The 14,663-nt window shown below is 59.1% G+C and carries 17 protein-coding genes; 6 read left to right on the top strand and 11 right to left on the bottom strand.

Annotation, left to right across the window (positions count from 1 at the left end; translation table 11 throughout):
* Positions 1 to 40: 40 nt before the first annotated feature.
* Both BR48_RS0122740 and BR48_RS0122735 read right to left on the bottom strand, forming a co-directional pair.
* The gene (locus BR48_RS0122740) at positions 41 to 607 is read right to left on the bottom strand and encodes a hypothetical protein (RefSeq protein ID WP_027233417.1); all 567 of its coding nucleotides are present in this window, start codon (positions 605 to 607) and stop codon (positions 41 to 43) included.
* 96 nt (positions 608 to 703) lie between these two features.
* Entirely contained in the window at positions 704 to 1,099 is a 396-nt protein-coding gene (locus tag BR48_RS0122735) for a glyoxalase superfamily protein (protein ID WP_027233416.1), read from the bottom strand.
* Between the two features lie 218 nt (positions 1,100 to 1,317).
* Here BR48_RS0122735 and BR48_RS0122730 point away from each other — a divergent pair, with 218 nt between their 5' ends.
* The gene (locus BR48_RS0122730; protein ID WP_027233415.1) at positions 1,318 to 1,638 is read left to right on the top strand and encodes a ribbon-helix-helix domain-containing protein; all 321 of its coding nucleotides are present in this window, start codon (positions 1,318 to 1,320) and stop codon (positions 1,636 to 1,638) included.
* A gap of 14 nt (positions 1,639 to 1,652) precedes the next feature.
* Here BR48_RS0122730 and BR48_RS0122725 read toward each other — a convergent pair whose 3' ends face one another.
* The 3 genes from BR48_RS0122725 to BR48_RS0122715 form a co-directional block, all read right to left on the bottom strand.
* Complete coding sequence (locus BR48_RS0122725; RefSeq protein ID WP_027233414.1) at positions 1,653 to 2,993, bottom strand: ATP-binding protein; 1,341 nt, start codon at positions 2,991 to 2,993, stop codon at positions 1,653 to 1,655.
* Positions 2,994 to 3,118: 125 nt separating this feature from the next.
* Positions 3,119 to 3,823, bottom strand: coding sequence for a response regulator transcription factor (locus BR48_RS0122720; protein ID WP_027233413.1), 705 nt, complete (start codon positions 3,821 to 3,823; stop codon positions 3,119 to 3,121).
* A gap of 70 nt (positions 3,824 to 3,893) precedes the next feature.
* Positions 3,894 to 4,397 carry a MarR family winged helix-turn-helix transcriptional regulator gene (locus BR48_RS0122715; RefSeq protein WP_027233412.1) on the bottom strand — a complete coding sequence of 168 codons (504 nt, stop codon included), beginning with the start codon at positions 4,395 to 4,397 and terminating at the stop codon, positions 3,894 to 3,896.
* A gap of 251 nt (positions 4,398 to 4,648) precedes the next feature.
* Between BR48_RS0122715 and BR48_RS0122710 the strand changes: the two genes are divergently transcribed.
* The 3 genes from BR48_RS0122710 (at position 4,649) to BR48_RS0122700 (ending at position 6,822) form a co-directional block, all read left to right on the top strand.
* On the top strand, positions 4,649 to 5,539 hold the full coding sequence (locus tag BR48_RS0122710) for a branched-chain amino acid aminotransferase (RefSeq protein WP_027233411.1): 891 nt from the start codon (positions 4,649 to 4,651) through the stop codon (positions 5,537 to 5,539).
* 132 nt (positions 5,540 to 5,671) lie between these two features.
* Positions 5,672 to 5,983, top strand: a complete 312-nt coding sequence (locus BR48_RS0122705; RefSeq protein WP_027233410.1) for a hypothetical protein — start codon at positions 5,672 to 5,674, stop codon at positions 5,981 to 5,983.
* 191 nt (positions 5,984 to 6,174) lie between these two features.
* A complete protein-coding gene (locus BR48_RS0122700) occupies positions 6,175 to 6,822 on the top strand; it encodes an MBL fold metallo-hydrolase (RefSeq protein ID WP_027233409.1) in 648 nt (215 codons plus the stop codon).
* A 48-nt stretch (positions 6,823 to 6,870) separates the two neighbouring features.
* Here the strand turns inward: BR48_RS0122700 and BR48_RS0122695 are convergent, their stop codons facing one another.
* The 3 genes from BR48_RS0122695 to BR48_RS0122685 form a co-directional block, all read right to left on the bottom strand.
* Entirely contained in the window at positions 6,871 to 7,284 is a 414-nt protein-coding gene (locus BR48_RS0122695) for a BA14K family protein (RefSeq protein ID WP_027233408.1), read from the bottom strand.
* Positions 7,285 to 7,595: 311 nt separating this feature from the next.
* On the bottom strand, positions 7,596 to 7,811 hold the full coding sequence (locus BR48_RS0122690) for a cold-shock protein (protein WP_027233407.1): 216 nt from the start codon (positions 7,809 to 7,811) through the stop codon (positions 7,596 to 7,598).
* A 392-nt stretch (positions 7,812 to 8,203) separates the two neighbouring features.
* Entirely contained in the window at positions 8,204 to 9,034 is an 831-nt protein-coding gene (locus BR48_RS0122685; RefSeq protein ID WP_228019381.1) for a lytic transglycosylase domain-containing protein, read from the bottom strand.
* Positions 9,035 to 9,200: 166 nt separating this feature from the next.
* Here BR48_RS0122685 and BR48_RS0122680 point away from each other — a divergent pair, with 166 nt between their 5' ends.
* Positions 9,201 to 9,926 (top strand): HAD family hydrolase, encoded by a 726-nt coding sequence (locus tag BR48_RS0122680; RefSeq protein WP_244532949.1) that lies wholly within the window; start codon positions 9,201 to 9,203, stop codon positions 9,924 to 9,926.
* Here BR48_RS0122680 and BR48_RS0122675 read toward each other — a convergent pair whose 3' ends face one another.
* The 3 genes from BR48_RS0122675 to BR48_RS0122665 form a co-directional block, all read right to left on the bottom strand.
* Positions 9,927 to 11,447: an ATP-binding protein gene (locus BR48_RS0122675; RefSeq protein ID WP_027233404.1), complete on the bottom strand. Its 1,521-nt coding sequence runs from the start codon at positions 11,445 to 11,447 to the stop codon at positions 9,927 to 9,929. It abuts the gene before it with no gap.
* 128 nt (positions 11,448 to 11,575) lie between these two features.
* Positions 11,576 to 12,880 carry an MFS transporter gene (locus BR48_RS0122670; RefSeq protein ID WP_027233403.1) on the bottom strand — a complete coding sequence of 435 codons (1,305 nt, stop codon included), beginning with the start codon at positions 12,878 to 12,880 and terminating at the stop codon, positions 11,576 to 11,578.
* A 33-nt stretch (positions 12,881 to 12,913) separates the two neighbouring features.
* Complete coding sequence (locus BR48_RS0122665; RefSeq protein ID WP_027233402.1) at positions 12,914 to 13,957, bottom strand: aldo/keto reductase; 1,044 nt, start codon at positions 13,955 to 13,957, stop codon at positions 12,914 to 12,916.
* Between the two features lie 116 nt (positions 13,958 to 14,073).
* Between BR48_RS0122665 and BR48_RS0122660 the strand changes: the two genes are divergently transcribed.
* Positions 14,074 to 14,646 (top strand): TetR/AcrR family transcriptional regulator, encoded by a 573-nt coding sequence (locus BR48_RS0122660; RefSeq protein ID WP_027233401.1) that lies wholly within the window; start codon positions 14,074 to 14,076, stop codon positions 14,644 to 14,646.
* Positions 14,647 to 14,663 lie beyond the last annotated feature (17 nt).

Genomic DNA, 14,663 nt, shown 5'->3' with positions numbered 1-14,663 from the left:
CTCCCATTAGCCAAAATCTTCGGTTCTATCGGTCTTGCCGTCAGAGCCACTCAATGTCGCTGAAGCCACGGGCGATGTAGCCACCCTTCGAGAAGGATTCGCCTTCGTAGCCAAAGATCGGCCAAAGGTCCTTTTGGTTGTAGAGGCCCGTTACGAGTCCGCCGCGAATGGTCTGGAAGAACGGCGTGTCCTCGATCTTGCGAAGAATGGCCAGGCGATCTTCTTCCCAGCCGAGACCAAGGTAACCGCCCTTGCCGGCACGCTTGTCGAGATCGGCAACGCCGTCGACGACAAGCTTCTTGGTTTTCGGGTCCTCACCGGCCTTGGCGTCGTAAGGCTTGACGGCGATCGCATAGAAGCGGTCGGGGACCTGATCGTGCGGATAGACGTCGCGCGCCATCTGGATCAGGGTCGCCATGGTCTGCGGATCGAGATTTGTCGTCTCCAATCCCCAGGCGAATTTTGGATGGATGATCGAACTGCCGCTGATGATGAAAATGGCGCCAAGGCTGGCGCTGCCACTTTTCAGAAGATCGCGGCGGGATATGCCCTTGCCGCTAGGGCCGGACTCGTCCAGATCCGGCTTGCGGTTGAAGATTGTAACCATTGAATTCCTCCCTTGCTTGCTATCGGCACCCGCCGGAGAACCGGCGAAATGCCCTTGCTGGCTATGACGGCGTTCCTCCAACGCCGCTCGGCCGGTTCAGACGAACCGGCCTTGTCTTTCCAGGACTTCGATCTTGTATCCGTCCGGATCTTCGACGAAGAAGAAGCGCGCGATCATCGTTTCCTCCCGCTTGAATTCGACAATATCGCGGACCTTGTAGTCGAGGCCTTTCAGCCGCGCGTGGATGGCGTCGAGGTCGTCGACGCTGACCGCTAGATGACCGTATCCGTCCCCAAGATTATAGGGCTCGGTCCGGCCTTTGTTGATCGTCAGTTCGAGTTCGAACGGCGTTTCTTCATTGCGCAGATAAATGAGCGTGAACGTATCGAAGTCCAGCCGGTCGGCGACGTCGAGACCGAAAGCCGACTTATAGAATGACCTCGATTTTTCCTCATCGAGAACACGGATCATCGAATGAATGGCTTTTGCCAAGGGCGCCTCCATGGAGGTTGACGGGTTCGTCTCAAAACGAGGTTGCAGTGTCAAGACTTGTCGGTGATTATGCGCCTGGGAGAAGAAAAGTGGTGGCAATCGGCTACCACACCGCCTTGCAAGCGGAATAAATTTTCTCAAAACGCACCAATGACCATTCCGTCCGTTCGGGCACCGATTACGGACGCGGTCATCAGGCAGAAAGGGAGGTCTTGATAATGTGCAAGGTATTTGCAGAACAGGATCCGCAGGGTTATCGGCAGATCAATCGTTCTGTGCGCATCGGCGGACATTCTACCAGCATTCAACTTGAAGCGACGTTCTGGCAACTGCTCGACGAGATTGCCGAAAGCCAGAAAATGACGACGCCGCGCTTCATTTCGACGCTTTATGACGAGGCTTTGCAAGCACAGGGAGAGATACCCAATTTTGCTTCAATGCTGCGCACGACATGTGCGCTTTATCTGCGCGGCGTCCAGATTGCAGCCGAAAAACCCGGAGAATGCGGGTCGGCGCTGATCAATGAACATGCGGCCTGACTGCCGCAACAGGCCTAGGCCGGAATTCGCACGACAGCCCTGAGCCCTCCGGCCGGGCTTTCATCCAGCGTAATGTCGCCGCCATGGCTGCGGGCTATATCGAGCGCAATGGCAAGGCCGAGCCCGGTTCCGCTCGAGTCCTGATTGCGTGCCTCGTCGAGCCGGAAGAATGGCTTGAACACCTCGTCGCGCATCTCCTTCGGAATGCCGGGACCATCATCGTCGATGGTGATCGTCAGCCAGCCTTCACGATGGTCGGCCAGAACCAAGACATTCCTGGCGTAGCGGAACGAATTCGACACGAGGTTCGAGATCAGGCGCGAAAAAGCATTGGGGCGGACCTGAATGACCGGCTCGCCCTTGATGATCGAGCTGAAGCCGCGCTCGAGCAGCGTTCCTTCCTCCTTGAGCTTGGCGAAGAAGCGCTCGAGGCTGAATGCGCCGGTTTCCTCCTCGGCCTCGCTACGCGCAAAAGCAAGATAGCCTTCGAGCATCGACTGCATGTCGTCGATATCCTGCTCCATGGCTTCGGTATCGACCCTGTTGCCGACGAGGGCAAGTTGCAGCTTGAAGCGCGTAAGGATCGTGCGCAGATCGTGGCTTACCCCGCTCAGCATGGTCGTGCGCTGTTCGATCTGCCGTTCGATGCGCTCGCGCATGACGATGAAGGCGGCGCCGGCGCGCCGCACTTCCTCGGCACCGCGCGGCTTGAAGTCGGGAGGCGGCGAGCGTCCCTTGCCGAAACTGTCTGCCGCCGATGCAAGCTGCTGGATCGGCTTGATCTGGTTGCGCAGGAAGAGGATCGCAATCGCCAGGAGAACCAGGGCTGAGCCTGCCATCCAGACCAGGAAAATCAGTGTGTTCGACGCATAGGCCTGGCTGCGGCGCGCGAAGACGCGCAGCACCTTGTTGTCGAGCTGGATGCGAATTTCCACGAGGTCTGAGTCCCCGATCGTATCGATCCAGAACGGACGGTTGATCTGGCGCGTGATTTCCTCGCTGAGGATGCCGTCGAGAATTGAGAAGAACGGCTTCGGGCCTGGTGCGGGCAGCGGATCGCCCGGCAATATGGAAATGTTGAGCGCGAGGCGTTCGCGGGCGATTCGGATGAGATTCTCGTAGCCGGGATCCTGTGGATAGGTGTCCATCAGGTCGATAATGCCGGCAATGTCGCGCACAACTGCCGTGGAAAGGCGCTGGGTAACGGTTTGCCAGTGTCTCTCCATGAACACGAAGGCGATTACCGACTGCAACAGGACCATCGGAGCGATGATGATGATCAGGGATCGCGCGTAGAGCCGTTTCGGCATCCAATGCGCGAGCCAGCGCGTGAACTTTCGCCAGGGACCGAGCAGCGTGCTGCGCCTGCGCCGCCAGTGACGCTTTCTGACGGCCAATGCGCGCTTTGCGGTATCAGTCTGTGCCATTACTCGTTGTCCGCTCACGCATTGGAATGGCGCGGATCACGAGGGTCGGGATCCTACTCCACGCTGAGTTTATAGCCGACGCCGCGCACGGTCTGCAACCAAACCGGATTGGCTGGATCGTTTTCGATCTTGCGGCGCAGCCGGTTGATCTGGACGTCGATCGTACGCTCGCCGACATCGCCCTCCTGGCCCGTCAGTTCGTGCCGGGGCACGGTCTCGCCGGCGCGCGCGGCGAAGATTGCCATGATATCCTGTTCGCGATCGGTGAGGCGAATGATTTCGCCGGACCGTTTCAGTTCGCGCTTGGCGATGATGAACGTATAGGGGCCGAATACGATCTGTTCGATCTTGGCCTGGGCTGCCGGGGCGCCGCGGCGTAATATGTTGTTTATCCTGAGAATCAGTTCGCGCGGATCGAACGGCTTCGGCAGATAGTCGTCGGCGCCGGCTTCGAGCCCGGCGATGCGGCTGTCGGTTTCCGACAGCGCCGTCAGCATCAGGATCGGCACGGTCTTTTCCTTGCGCAGCGACTGCGTCAGGGCAACGCCGGTTTCGCCCGGCATCATCACATCCAGAATCAGGAGGTCGAAATCAATGCCGGCAAGTTTGCGGCGGGCGTCGTCGGCGTTGGCGGCCACCGTAACACGAAAGCCGCTGCCGGTAAGATATTGCGACAGTAGATTGCGAATTCGGGTGTCGTCGTCGACGATGAGCAGATGCGGCGCATCGTCCGATAGCGGATGTTCTTCACTCACCAGGTGTGTCCCTCTGATTGCCGGGTCTTGCGTCCCTTGTTCTTTCAATTCCAATTCTTCGTGCACTAAATTTCTATCCTGCCTTGGGTAGACTGTCGATCTGTTGCCATTGTGAAGGATTGACCATTGCCTTGAGGAAATGTTCGATCACGGCGCGGTCGGAGTGACCGATTTGGTCCAATGCACCGGCAATGCGGCGTGATTGCGGTGCGGCAAGTTCAAGCGCAAGTTCGCGCCCTTTGGGTGTGGGGTATAATTCGCGCTGGCGCCGGTCGTGCGGGCCCGGTATCTGGACCACATGGTCGGTATCAATCAATTGCTTCAAGACGCGGGCGAGGCTTTGCTTGGTGATCTGCAGAACGTCCAGAAGTTCGGCCACCGTCATTCCCGGCTTGCGATTGATGAAATAGAGAACGCGGTGGTGCGCGCGCCCGAAGGAAAGTTTCTCGAGGATCATGTCGGGATCGGCCGTGAAGTCGCGATAGGCAAAGAAGAACAGCTCGATGATGTCAAGTTCACGCGCGTCGCTTTTCGTCAGGGCTGTCTCGATATGCCGATCGGGTGTATAAGATTTCATGCAGGTTTCCCGCTCCAGTTGGAAAATTATGTCAGCGTTGTTGACATAATTTTAGACTGTTGATAATTTTTGGCAAGCTGTTGGCCGCGTTTTGAACAAAACGAAAAGCCGATGAGTGTTTCCGAGACATTTTCCTCTTCGAAACGCCTGTTTGTGCCTGCCGGCAATGGTACACCAATCGGTATTCTGGACCAGTTGGTAGCAACTCGAACTTGAAAAAATAACAGGAATCCAACGCCTGGAGGAAAAACATGGCATCCGTCCCATTTGATCAGCTTGAAGGTTACATCTGGATGAACGGCGAATTCGTTCGCTGGTCGGATGCAAAAATTCACGTGCTGACCCACGGGCTGCACTATGCAAGCTCGGTTTTTGAAGGCGAACGCGCCTATGGCGGCGAGATCTTCAAGCTCAATGAACATACCGAACGTCTGCACGAATCAGCGCGCATCCTCGGCTTCAAGATACCCTTCACTGTGGAAGAATTGAACGATGCCTGCCGCAAGCTTCTGGCAAAGCAGGGGTTCAAGGATGCCTATATACGTCCCGTCGCCTGGCGCGGCAGTGAGACCATGGGTGTTTCCGCCCAGGCCAACAAGATCAATGTCGCCATCGCCATATGGCAATGGCCGAGCTATTTCGATCCTGCGCAAAAGCTGAAGGGCATTCGTCTTGATCTTGCCGAGTATCGCCGGCCGGATCCGAAAACGGCTCCATCGAAGTCGAAAGCCGCCGGCCTCTACATGATCTGCACCATCTCCAAGCATGCCGCTGAAGCCAAAGGCTACGCCGATGCCCTGATGCTCGACTGGCGCGGACAAGTCGCCGAAGCCACGGGCGCGAATGTCTTCTTCGTCAAGGACGGCGTCATCCATACACCGACGCCCGATTGCTTCCTCGACGGCATCACGCGGCGCACCGTCATCGATCTAGCCAAACGGCGCGGCTACGAGGTTGTCGAAAGGGCGATCATGCCTGAGGAACTGGAAGGTTTCGAACAGTGCTTCCTGACTGGAACCGCCGCCGAAGTGACGCCAGTCTCCGAGATCGGACCGTATCGTTTCAGCGTTGGTGAAATCGCAATCAAACTGATGAATGATTACGCTGCGGAAGTAATGCCAAAGAAAGCGGCTGCAGAGTAGACGAAAGTCTAATGAAATTAGTGTTTGATACCCTGTTAAAACGACGCCAAGTTGTTTGACTTTGCTTAAAACATAGTCATCATGACCATGTCAGGCATGAGTCTGGCATGAAACGTTGACGGGGTGTCAATCATGGAAGCGCTTCTTCCTATCATTATCCAGCTTATCTCAGGTGGCGTCGGCGGCAATATTGTCGGCGGACTTCTCAAGAACCTGAGCCTCGGCACAACCGGCAACACGGTTGCTGGCGGTATCGGGGGTCTCATCGGCGGATATCTGACGCAATTTCTCGGCGCCGGCGGTGCCGAGGCGGTCGCGAACGCAGCAGCATCGTCGGGGCTCGATCTTGGCGCGATCATCGGCCAGGTCGCCGGCGGCGGTATCGGCGGCATTATCCTGACGGCGATCATCGGCGCGATCAAGAATTCGATGGCGAAGACCTGATCTGGTTTCGGGACATAACGAGTTTTGGGCGGCCACTGGCCGCCCTTTTCATTTGCGGATTGAGGCTTATAAGGTTGAGCGAATAGAGGATGGTTGCGCTTCATAAGCGGCCCGCCATCTGAAATAAGAGGGCTTTTCCGCGATGATAGGCCCGCTGGTGATATGTTAGACAGGAACAGGAAGGCATATTAATGGGACAGTTGCAGGCAGGAATCATCCCCGTTACGGCCTTCCAGCAGAATTGCACGATCCTTTTCGACAGTGACGACAAGCATGGCGTGCTTATTGATCCGGGCGGCGACAATGAACAGGTGCTGGGCGCAATCCAGGCGAACGGCATCATCATCGAAGCGATCTGGATTACGCACGGCCATATCGATCACGCGGCCGGCGCAATGGATATGAAGGAAGCGCTCGGCGTCGAAATCATAGGACCGCACGAGGCGGACCGCTTCCTGCTCGACAGTATCGAGGCGAAGGCGGTGCAATACGGCATCACCGATAATGTGCGCAACTGCACGCCGGATCGGTGGCTGAAGGACGGCGACACCGTGTCGTTCGGCACGCATGTTTTCGAGGTGCTCCATTGCCCAGGCCATGCGCCGGGACATGTCGTCTATTACAACCGCGCCGCCAAGTTCGCGCATGTCGGTGATGTGCTTTTCAATGGTTCGGTTGGGCGGACCGATCTGCCGGGCGGGGACCACGCAACGCTGGTCAACTCGATCAAGACGAAGTTGCTGCCACTTGGCGACGATATTGGCTTCATCTGCGGCCATGGCCCGGGCGGGCGCTTTGGCGAGGAGCGCCGGACCAACCCTTTCCTGACCGGCGAATAGCAAAACCGCCGGACTGGCCGGCGGTTTTGGAATGTTTATGGCTGCAAGTCAGTTGGCGTTGCAGAAATAGTCGCGGCCATCATATCCACGGAAGGTACCTGTTTCCGGGTTGAATGACCGGTACCGGTTCGAGCAATAACGGTACCATTCACGCGACCATGGCCGTGCGCCGGCGCCGTAATAACGCGGAGCTTCGCGGTAGACCGTTACAGGGCGGCGATAATAGCCGTCATCGTAGTCGCGATAGATCACGTCGGGCTGGCGCGGCGCTGCAAGAGCGCCACCGATCAGGGCGCCAGCAGCAAGACCTGCGGCACCTGCGACCCAGGCGTCGCTGTTGTCGTGATGATAGTAACCGCCATGACGCCAGCGCCAGTTGTCGGCGGAGGCAGAGGTCAGCGGTGCAACGACGGTTGCAAGCGCGGCGGTTGTGAGAATGGCAATCTTGGTGCCGATATTCATGTGTGCCTCCTTGAAGCATGCTGCAGAGCGCCATGCGCTCTGGCGTAGTCCTGACTGAGACAATGCTGTAGCCTCAGTTGTAGTTCCGTTTTAAGCCTTTCAGAATGAATGCAGGCTGAACAAATGCCAGTGCGCTCGCCTGCCGGTCATTTCTGACGGCAGCCCGAGAAAGCACATAGAATTTTAGCAAATCCAAGGCATCGAAGCACAAAACGCTTAACGTGGCGACTGGCCGAATGGCGCGCCAAAATGATGCCGTCTGAAATCCCCGACAGCCGATCGGGGATCTTTGGCAGCACAAGCTGCCGGTATTATTCGGTGATCGTGATGTTGACGGCCTTGGGGCCCTTGCCACGACGATCCGGTTCGGTATCGAAGGAAACCTTCTGATTGTCCGCGAGACCTGTGAGCCCAGAAGCCTGTACGGCGGAAATGTGGACGAAAATGTCCGCTGCGCCGTCGTCGGGCTTGATAAAGCCAAAGCCTTTTTCACTGTTGAAGAATTTGACCGTACCGGTCTGTGCCATGCTTCGTTCCTTTTCCTTACTTACCGCGTCCCCCCTCGGGTTAGCGGGATTGGTAGAGCCGTTTTCGGTGCGTTACGTCCAACGGTGTCATGCAGGCAGTTCTCGAATTCAGGAAAGGAGCCGATCATTGCCGGGATTGCTCCCGACCCGGTATTCTTGCGGTTCCGGCGCGCCGTTCTTCCAGTCTTCCAGTGTTCGCAGATGCCCGAACGCTTTGAGACTGCTAGAATAAGTGTTTTTTGGCAAGCAAAAGTTTTACTACCTTTTAGTCGACTATATCGAAGGACATTGCGGGCTGCATACTTGGCGAAGTAAAAAATCGCCTGAAGTTCGCCCGATGACACCTTTGACGCGAAAGAAACGAGACGTTCCAAGGGGTGTATCGCGCCCGCTCAGCGGTTGCGCAGCACGATGCAAGCGCCGCCAGCGCTGTGCAACTGGGCGCAGATCTTGTCGGCTTCCGGACGGCTGTCGGCGCCTATCCGCACCGCATAGATGCCGCGCCTTCCCATCGGAGTGCGGTTGCGGCTGATGACCGGCTCATGCGTATTGAGGATGGCGGGGAAGCTCTGGCGCAGGCGGTCGAGCTGGCGGGCCGCGGCAGCGCGGCGGAAATTGCCGGCGATCTGGATTCCCCAGGGCTTGGGCTTGATCTGCGACATGGCAACTGTCTCAAACCGGACGATCGGCAACTGGCGGCACGCGGCATCGAAGCTGAGCTTGGCGTTGAGCGGACGCTTGTTGATGTCGGCTCCCGCAGCAAAATCATCGGGCGATTGCCCGGTTATGTCGAGGACGTATTCCTCGGTTTCGAGGGGAAGGAATCCGCCGCTGGCCAGCCAGTTGGCAACGCGCGTCGGGCCGGCATTATAGGCGGCAGCGGCCAATCCCCAATTGCCGAATGCCTTGCGCAAGTCCTTGAGAAAGCTCGCGGAAGCCGGCAACGCCTTGTGAAAGTCGAAGGGGTCGTCGAGCCGCCTTTCTTTGGCCGTACGCGGCATGAACTGGGCGATGCCCTGCGCGCCGACCGGGCTCTCCGCCTGCACATCAAACCGGCTTTCCTTCCAGATCAGCCGGGCGAAGAAATCGCGTGGCACACCGAAACCGTCGGCATGGGTCGCAATGGCGGCGCATATCTGCCCGATGGTCGGAGGCGGCGGTGGCACCTGCGGCGCGGCAGCCGGGGACTCGGCCGCCGACGCGCCCAGCGAAGGCAGGAGCATCAATGCCAGGAGCATGCCGGGCTTTGCGAGCCAATTCACTCTGATGCCATTCCCCGTTTACGCTTCGGCGGAAGATGCCAAGCATGGCCCCAAATCTGCTAAAAGGTCGAACGCCCGATTCCATGCTCGGGCGCTGCAGACAATGTTTGAATGAAGGAAAATAATCATGCAAGTGGAACGCGATATGCTTGCGCCTGGCGCTCTTACCACGATCGGTTTCGATGCCGATGACACGCTGTGGCAGAACGAACAGTTTTTCCGCAGTTCAGAACGGCATTTTGCCGATCTCCTCGCGCCCTATGCCGACGTTCCTGACCTTTCCGGGCGGCTTCTTGCCGTCGAAAAGCGCAATCTCGACCTGTACGGCTTCGGGATAAAGGGGTTCACCCTGTCTCTCGTCGAGACCGCCGTGGAGGTCACCGAAGGCCGGGTGCCCGCATCGATCATCGCCGATATTCTCGCGGCGGGCCGCGAAATGCTGCGCCACCCCGTCGAGACGCTGCCGCACGTTACGCAAACGCTGGAGGCGTTGTCTGATGCCTACCGGCTGGTGCTGATCACCAAGGGCGACCTGTTCGATCAGGAGCGCAAGCTGGCGCAATCGGGGCTTGGCGACTTTTTCGATGCGGTCGAGATCGTAAGCAACAAGGACAAGGCGACCTACGAGACCATTTTCCGGCGTCATGGCGATGGCGCGGAGCGGGCCATGATGATCGGCAATTCGCTGAAATCCGATGTGGTGCCGGCGCTCGAGGCGGGGAGCTGGGGCGTCTTCGTACCGCACGAACTCACCTGGGTGCTCGAGCACGTCGATGCGCCTGTTGAGGAGCCACGCTTCCGGCAGATCAACCATCTCGGCGAACTCTTGCCGCTGTTGGGCGATTTAGCCTGACTATTCCGCTGCTTCCTGTTCGGGCGCGGCTTCCTCGGGGCCGTTGGGATCGCCGGGGCCGGTCTCGCAGCCAAGATCGGGAAAGGCAACGATGCGATTGCCGGTAAAATCGGTGCGGACCACGATCAGGCCCTGTTCCTCGAAATAGGTGAGCAGCCGGCGGGCACGTCGGGCCGAGTGCGTACCGTAGGCCCGCGCCAGCGTAGCGTCGGACGGGCAACTGCTGCCTTTAACCGCGGCTTGCGCAACAATGAAGAACACGCCTTGAACATCGTCAGGCAATGTCTTGGAAAGTTCGAGCGCCTGCTGCCATGGCTCGCTTTGCGCCGTTTCACCATCGATGCCGGCGCGGGCGACTGCAAGGCGGCGCCGGAATTCTGGCAGGGTGAGTGCATCGCCTGGCACGCGGCGAATGCGGCAGCGGACGAGGAAATCCTGGTAAAGGACGGCATCGGTGCGGAATGACGCGTCCGGATCTGCCAGCATTTCCTGCATGACGGCGCTGATCGACGTGTTGCGCTCCGCCTCGTCGATTTCGGGGAAGAGCATCGGGGCAGGGTTGTCCGGCTGGGCAGCCGCCTTTGCCGCCTGGTTGAGCTGGCTCAGAATGTCCGCAGTCGACGTTGTCGGCGGCGGAGTGGGCGAACGCCGGATTGGCGTCCTGCGCTCTTCCGGGGCCGGCGTAAAGATCAGGTCTCGGGCATCCTCACCGGGCTGCGGCAGCGGCGTGAGCTTGGGGCTCGATGACCGCGCCGAGGTCTCGACCGCGCCGATTGTCACCGCCAATGGCCTTCGTGAAAGTGCTGGTCCAAGCGCCACGAAATGACCGCGGGCGAGGTCGCGGAACTGTTCGGCCTGGCGTCGCTCCATGCCGAGCAAATCCGAAGCGCGGGCCATGTCGATATCGAGGAACGTCCGTCCCATGAGGAAATTGGAGGCTTCGGCAGCAACATTCTTGGCGAGCTTTGCGAGACGCTGGGTGGCGATAACGCCGGCAAGGCCGCGTTTGCGCCCCCGGCACATGAGGTTGGTCATCGCGCCGAGCGACAGCTTGCGGGCCTCGTCCGACACTTCGCCGGCGACTGCCGGAGCGAAAAGCTGGGCTTCGTCGACGACGACGAGCATCGGATACCAGTAGTCGCGCTCCGCATCGAAGAGGCCGCCGAGAAAGGCCGCCGCGCAGCGCATCTGCTGCTCGACATCAAGGCCTTCAAGATCGAGGACCACTGAAACGCGGTGCTGGCGAATACGCGCTGCAATGCGCGTCAGCTCGTTTTCCGTGCGTGCGCCATCAACAATGACATGGCCGTATTTCTCGGCAAGGGTGACGAAATCGCCTTCCGGATCGATCACGCATTGCTGGACCCATTGCGCGCTCTGTTCGAGCAGGCGGCGCAGGAGGTGGGATTTGCCGGAACCGGAATTGCCCTGCACGAGAAGACGCGTGGCCAGAAGCTCTTCGAGATCGAGCATGGCTCTTGCGCCGGCGGGCGCCGCTCCCATGTCGATGTCGACCTTCATCCATGCTCCAGTTGCTTCAAGTGATTCCGCGCGACGAACCGGCGCGCGGACTCTCTTAGCATCGGTCGATGTCCTCGACGCAGGATTTTCGACGGAAACCCACAGCTCGTTTCGTCGCTGCCCGGCGCTCAACCCGCCGGTGCGGGTTCAGGGACGGCATCGTCCTTGCTCTGCTTGCTCAATGTCAGCACCAGCAGCGCTGCAATGAGGCACAGGATGCCCGCGACAAGGAATGCGGGGACATAGGTCGCATATTCAGTGCGGGCAAAACCACCGCCATAGGCCGCTGATGCTGCGCCGAGCTGGTGTCCGGCAAAGATCCAGCCGAACATCAGGCCTGCCTTTTCCCGGCCGAAGCGCTCGGTCGCAAGCTTGACCGTCGGCGGCACTGTGGCGATCCAGTCGAGCCCGTAGAACATGGCAAAGAGGGTGAGGCCGTAAAAGGAGAAATCCGAATAGGGCAAATAGAGCAGCGAGAGGCCGCGCAGGCCATAGTACCAGAACAGCAGCCAGCGATTGTCGACCCGATCGGAAAGCCAGCCCGATCCAATCGTGCCGAAGAAATCGAAAAAGCCCATCATGGCCAGTACGCTTGCCGCGCCAACGGCGGCAAGACCGTAATCGCCGCACAGCGCCACGAAATGCGTGCCGATGAGGCCGTTGGTGCTTGCGCCGCAAACGAAGAAGGTGGCGAACAGCACCCAGAAGGTCGAGCTGCGCGATGCTTCCTTCAGCGCCAGCAGCGGCATAGTAATGAGCGAGATGAGGCCGCCGGTTACCGGCAAGGTGGTCGCGACGAGCTTGTCGCCATAGGCCGGCAAGCCTAGATCGGACGGGCGATCGCGCATCAGGAAAAAGACACCCACAACAGCGACGAGCAGCATGGCACAGATGAGAACGATTGCCGTGCGCCAGCCGTAGTTTTCGCTTAACGAAGCCATCAGCGGCATGAAGATCAACTGACCGGTCGCGGAACTTGCGGTCAGCATGCCCAGTACGAGGCCGCGCCGCTCGGTGAACCAACGCGTCGCCACGGTTGCGCCGAGCACCATGGCGGTCAAGCCGGTGCCGAAGCCGACGACGACGCCCCACAGAAGCACGAGCTCCCAGATCCGCGTCATCGCCAGCGAAGCAAAAAGTCCGGCCGCGATGAGGATCAACGCAACGCAGACGACACGTCTGACGCCGAAATAGTTCATGAAAGCGGCGGCGAAAGGCCCCATGAGGCCGAACAGCAGGAGGCGGATGGAAAACGCGGTCGCGATCTGTTCCGTTTCCCAGCCGAACTCCTTTTCAAGTGGAACGATGAGCACGCCGGGCGCGCCCACCGCCGCGGCGGTGACCAGCATCGTGATAAAGGCGACGGCAACAACGACCCAGCCATAATGAACATTGCGGCGGGCCAGCAGGGCGGCGAGAGGTGTGGAGAGCATGGTTCGGCTTTCGCAAATGTGGTGTGGCGTCTATCAGATGAGGGGAGCCGAAGGCAGGTCGAGAACTTCGAGCATGCCGCCCGTCAGCCGCTGGCGCGTGCGCTTGCTGCCGATCAGTTCATGCGGGGCGCCCAGTGCAATTGCGCTGACGCGGTCAAGTCTTTCTACCTGTTCATTGGTGAGAACTAGTGCTGTGGCGCCGATATTGTCGCGGAACTGATCGAGCGTCTTCGGGCCGATGATCGGCAGGACGCCCTTGGCGGCGACCCACGCAATACCGACCTGGCTAGGCGTTACGCCGATTTCTGCAGCGATTGCAATGACTTCATCGATTATGAGCGTGCGCTGCGTGCTGTCTTCGTGCTGAATGACGACACCAAGACCGGTTGCGCGGCCTTCTTCGCCCTTACGGTATTTGCCGGTCAGAAGTCCGCCGCCGAGCGGCGACCAGCCGACGACGCCAAGGCCGAACCCGCGCGCCATAGGCAGCAGTTCACGATCGGCAGTGTGCTCCACAAGACTGTATTCGGTCTGGAGGCCGACAATCGGCGTCCAGCCGCGCAGCGCAGCGATGGTCGCGCCGCTGGCGATCCGCCAGGCGGGGAAATTGGAGAAGCCTGCATAGACAATCTTTCCGGCGCGAACGAGGTCTTCGAAGCCGCGCACGATCTCGTCAATGGGCGTCATCTCATCGGACATGTGGGCCCAAAGCAGGTCGATGCGCTCCGTCCTCAGCCGCTTCAGGCTTGCTTCCACGGCCTGGATCATGGATTTGCGGCTATTGCCGACAACCGAGGGACCGACATTCGCAGAAGCGCCGTGTGAATATTTGGTGGCGAGAACGAAGTTGTCGCGCTCTGCCGCGATGAGATCGGAGAGGATAGTTTCAGACTGCCCGAACTGATAGCTGTCTGCGGTATCGATGAAATTGCCGCCTGCTTCAGCATAGGCGTCGAATATCTGCTTGGCGACGTCGGCGGTGGAGCCGTAACCCCAGCCGGTACCGAAATTGCCGGTACCGAGCGCAAATTCCGAAACCCGCAGGCCCGTATGGTTGCCGAAAAGCTTGTAGCGCATGAACTGCTCCTGTGCGGGCATATCGCAGCCGCATTTAAATGATGATCATAATGATTGACTATAAATGACGTTCATCATATAAAATGTCAACAAGGAATTTTCGTGAGGATGGTGTCATGCGTGTGAGCAAGGAACAGGCTGCCAAGAATCGGGACCGCATCATCGAAGTTGCGAGCCGCGAATTTCGCGACAAGGGCTTCGATGGCATAGGCGTCGCGGATCTTATGAAAAGTGCTGGCCTCACCCATGGCGGCTTCTATGGCCACTTCGCCTCAAAGGACGATTTGATCGCCGAAGCCTGTGCGGCTTCCATGGACCAATCGGCGGAAAAGTGGGGCAAACTGGCGGATCGGTCGCCCGAAGAGGCGTTCGCAGCCCTCATTAATGCCTATCTCCTAAAGGAGCATCGCGATCACCGGGCAACGGGTTGCACCATGGCGGCGCTTGCTCCCGACATCGCGCGGCAGAGCGGACGCGTCCGCGAGCGCTTTACGCATGGAACGCGTGCTCTGCTTGATATTCTGGCGAAGATCATCCCGGGCGTATCCGCAGAGGCGAAACGCGAGAAGGCGCTTGCCACCATGGCGGGTCTCGTGGGCACGCTGGTTCTGTCGCGCGCCGTCGATGATCCGGCATTTGCCGACGAAATCCTTGCGGCAGGGCAGGCGGCCTTCGGCAAGCAGAACTGATCAACCAGCCGTCACTG

Source organism: Phyllobacterium sp. UNC302MFCol5.2 (assembly GCF_000686005.1).
Classification (GTDB): domain Bacteria; phylum Pseudomonadota; class Alphaproteobacteria; order Rhizobiales; family Rhizobiaceae; genus Phyllobacterium; species Phyllobacterium pellucidum.
The sequence above is the reverse complement of the archived record's forward strand: the minus strand, read 5'-3'. Positions and strand labels throughout refer to the sequence as shown.

Excerpts from the sequence above, each read along its gene's own strand:
- BR48_RS0122740 (WP_027233417.1), bottom strand. The coding sequence starts at position 607 with ATGGTTACAATCTTCAACCGCAAGCCGGATCTGGACGAGTCCGGCCCT.
- BR48_RS0122730 (WP_027233415.1), top strand. The coding sequence starts at position 1,318 with ATGTGCAAGGTATTTGCAGAACAGGATCCGCAGGGTTATCGGCAGATC.
- BR48_RS0122715 (WP_027233412.1), bottom strand. The coding sequence starts at position 4,397 with ATGAAATCTTATACACCCGATCGGCATATCGAGACAGCCCTGACGAAA.
- BR48_RS0122710 (WP_027233411.1), top strand. The coding sequence starts at position 4,649 with ATGGCATCCGTCCCATTTGATCAGCTTGAAGGTTACATCTGGATGAAC.
- BR48_RS0122705 (WP_027233410.1), top strand. The coding sequence starts at position 5,672 with ATGGAAGCGCTTCTTCCTATCATTATCCAGCTTATCTCAGGTGGCGTC.
- BR48_RS0122700 (WP_027233409.1), top strand. The coding sequence starts at position 6,175 with ATGGGACAGTTGCAGGCAGGAATCATCCCCGTTACGGCCTTCCAGCAG.
- BR48_RS0122695 (WP_027233408.1), bottom strand. The coding sequence starts at position 7,284 with ATGAATATCGGCACCAAGATTGCCATTCTCACAACCGCCGCGCTTGCA.
- BR48_RS0122690 (WP_027233407.1), bottom strand. The coding sequence starts at position 7,811 with ATGGCACAGACCGGTACGGTCAAATTCTTCAACAGTGAAAAAGGCTTT.
- BR48_RS0122685 (WP_228019381.1), bottom strand. The coding sequence starts at position 9,034 with ATGCTCCTGCCTTCGCTGGGCGCGTCGGCGGCCGAGTCCCCGGCTGCC.
- BR48_RS0122680 (WP_244532949.1), top strand. The coding sequence starts at position 9,201 with ATGCAAGTGGAACGCGATATGCTTGCGCCTGGCGCTCTTACCACGATC.
- BR48_RS0122675 (WP_027233404.1), bottom strand. The coding sequence starts at position 11,447 with ATGAAGGTCGACATCGACATGGGAGCGGCGCCCGCCGGCGCAAGAGCC.
- BR48_RS0122670 (WP_027233403.1), bottom strand. The coding sequence starts at position 12,880 with ATGCTCTCCACACCTCTCGCCGCCCTGCTGGCCCGCCGCAATGTTCAT.
- BR48_RS0122665 (WP_027233402.1), bottom strand. The coding sequence starts at position 13,957 with ATGCGCTACAAGCTTTTCGGCAACCATACGGGCCTGCGGGTTTCGGAA.
- BR48_RS0122660 (WP_027233401.1), top strand. The coding sequence starts at position 14,074 with ATGCGTGTGAGCAAGGAACAGGCTGCCAAGAATCGGGACCGCATCATC.